This is a genomic window from Enterobacter cloacae complex sp. 6730903, assembly GCF_048283985.1.
GTDB classification, from domain to species: Bacteria; Pseudomonadota; Gammaproteobacteria; order Enterobacterales; family Enterobacteriaceae; genus Enterobacter; species Enterobacter hormaechei_C.
In genome coordinates this window covers 1-2,605 of record NZ_JBLVXX010000110.1, presented here as the reverse complement: position 1 = coordinate 2,605, position 2,605 = coordinate 1, and the positions used below count along the sequence as shown (strand labels likewise).

Below are 2,605 nucleotides of genomic sequence, written 5' to 3'. Positions count from 1 at the left end.
GTCACGCTGAAAATGCCGGCCTTTGAATGGGTTCATGTGCAGCTCCATCAGCAAAAGGGGATGATAAGTTTATCACCACCGACTATTTGCAACAGTGCCTCTACTCTTGCCACAGGTTTACGAGTAGGTGATTTGGGAGGAAGCGTCTTAGCCTTTGAAGTTGGCGCGAAGGAGAGAATGGCACTCCGTGCAACGCATTAATTACCGCGGATATCCGCCATCACCTACTTGCGCCTGTGTGTACCATTTCATCAGCTCTGCAGTTCCCGGCTCGTTTTCGGCGGGGGCCCATGGGGCGGCATCTTGATCAGCAACAGGCTGGTACCTACCGTGTTTTACCTCAAAAATAACGCCGCCTTCATCCAGTGACAATACGGTATGCCAGGTGCCTGCATCCATCTCCAGCACTTTACAGTCCTCACCTAACACGACGCGCTGGGTCAGGTTACCCAGGTCATCAAAGTTCAATACCAAAAAGCGACCGGTAAGGGATGTCAGCAGTTCAAAAGTATGCGGGTGGCGATGAGGGCGAACATAAGTTCCCGGTTCCATAGCAATAGCCAGACGCTGCACCGGGTCGCTCAATTCAGGGTGGAAATTATGATGGGCACGTAAGCGGGGGGAATTTGCGGCTTGTGCGCTTTGCTTGCGTAGGTCGTTGAAAGTAAGTTGTTTCATATTATAAGCCTTATTGCATTCTTGCAGCTTACGGCAACCAGGTTGCCGTAAGGCTTTTTGTTATACTAACAATCGATTAGCCACGGCATTCGCGGAACAAATCGCGGTCAGGATTATAGACGCTGGTGCTTACGTCCCACAGCCCCAAAATCGATGAGAACAGGTTGTCGTGGGAATATGATTTTTTCGCCGCATTATTTTCAAGGCAAGACATGTTGATGTGTTTCCCGGCGATAAAGCCCGGTGACATCCAGACCTGCATCGGAATATGCGTCTGCTGATCCGGTGCCAGTTTGTACGGCGTGCCGTGCAGATATAGCCCGCTTTCGCCCAATGATTCACCATGATCGGACACATAAAGCAGCACGGTGTTGTACTGATCGCTGTAATTTTTTAGCTTTTCAATCATCTCAGCTAATACATAGTCTGTATAACGAAGGGTGTTGTCGTAGGTGTTGACCAATTGTTCCTGAGTACAGTTTTCGATATCGCTACGTGCACATTCGGGCATGAAGTGGCGATGCTCAGCCGGATAACGCAGGTAATAAGTCGGTCCATGGCTGCCAATGATATGGAAGGCGACAAGCTTATCACCTGGCATTTTGGCGATTTCATCATCAAGGTTTTCCAGCATCACCTCGTCATGGCACGTTTTGCCATCGCACAGTTTCGGGTTATCACTAGGCTTAATTTCGACAGTCGGGATGCGGCTACATACGCCTTTACAACCGCCATCGTTCTCTTTCCATAACAGCGAGACACCGGTTTTCTGCACGATGTCGAGGAAATTTTCACTGTTAGATGCTTTTTTACTGTCGTACTCGGTGCGATTCATATTCGAGAACATGCACGGAACGGATATTGCGGTAGCGGTACCGCAGGAATGCATATTTTTAAACGAAATAACGCCGCCGGATTTGCTGGTAAAGGCATTGGTATCACGCGAATAACCGTTCATCGAGAAATTCTGGCTGCGTGCCGTTTCGCCAATCACCAGGAACATCAGCGTGGGTTTTTCGTGAGCGACGACGCGTTTAGCATCATTCCCCAGCGTCTGGAAAGGCACTTTAGTCGTAAAGTACGTATCCTTAACATACTGGAAAGTGCTGTAAGCGTAGTTCGCCGGGATGATCTCTTTATTCAATGTCGAGTTATTGCGGCCGACAGAGGCATAATCCTGATAATAAAGTGCGGCAACACCTGCAATCAAACTCAACGATGCCAGCACGGAGAGCAAACGGTAAGCAATGCCTTTATACCATTTTTCAGGATATTGAATTTTTATTGAAAAAAGGAGGATGGCAGGAAGGATACCGGTAAAGACGAACCATATAATAATTGAGCCATTAAGATAGGAATGCGCTTCCTGGGGGTTAGTTTCAATAATGTTTTGAATCATCGTTTGATCAAACATTACTTTATATTTTAGTGTCGAATAACTGACCAGTGAGCCAGTGATAAACAGTAAAGCAAAGAAAGGTTTCAGCAGAAAACGAACTGAGAAAGGCATAAAAACAACGTTAAGCGCCGCAACCAGAACAAAGGGAATAGAAATGACAAAACCAATTTTGACATGCTCTAAATGCGACAAAATCTCGTAAAAATGCAGCAATATTGGCCAGTTAAGTAAAAACGCAAAGATCATTGCCAGAAGTAAAACCAGCGGAATAACTTTCACCCTGAAAAGTACAGGCATTAACACCTCCGGAAAATAGTAAACCAGTAAAAACATTGATGATAATTACAACAATTCAATCTAATATTATGATTGCCTTATTCGCTGCAAAGCAGAGATTATCATTCTGAAATCTTAGGTTAACCTTAACGAGGCTTTGTTGAATAAATCAGATTTCGGGTAAGTCTCCCCCGTAGCGGGTTGTGTTTTCAGGCAATACGCACGCTTTCAGGCATACCTGCTTTCGTCATT

The 2,605-nt window shown here is 46.0% G+C and carries 3 protein-coding genes; 1 reads left to right on the top strand and 2 read right to left on the bottom strand.

Annotated features, from left to right (window positions below):
- The coding region (locus tag ACNQ0W_RS24950; protein WP_218969450.1) for a hypothetical protein at positions 1 to 201 on the top strand (201 nt) is incomplete at its 5' end.
- Here ACNQ0W_RS24950 and ACNQ0W_RS24945 read toward each other — a convergent pair.
- Together ACNQ0W_RS24945 and ACNQ0W_RS24940 are read right to left on the bottom strand one after the other, a co-directional pair.
- Positions 202 to 678: a WbuC family cupin fold metalloprotein gene (locus ACNQ0W_RS24945; protein ID WP_001572372.1), complete on the bottom strand. Its 477-nt coding sequence runs from the start codon at positions 676 to 678 to the stop codon at positions 202 to 204.
- Positions 679 to 754: 76 nt separating this feature from the next.
- Complete coding sequence (locus ACNQ0W_RS24940; protein WP_001572373.1) at positions 755 to 2,374, bottom strand: phosphoethanolamine--lipid A transferase MCR-9.1; 1,620 nt, start codon at positions 2,372 to 2,374, stop codon at positions 755 to 757.
- Positions 2,375 to 2,605 lie beyond the last annotated feature (231 nt).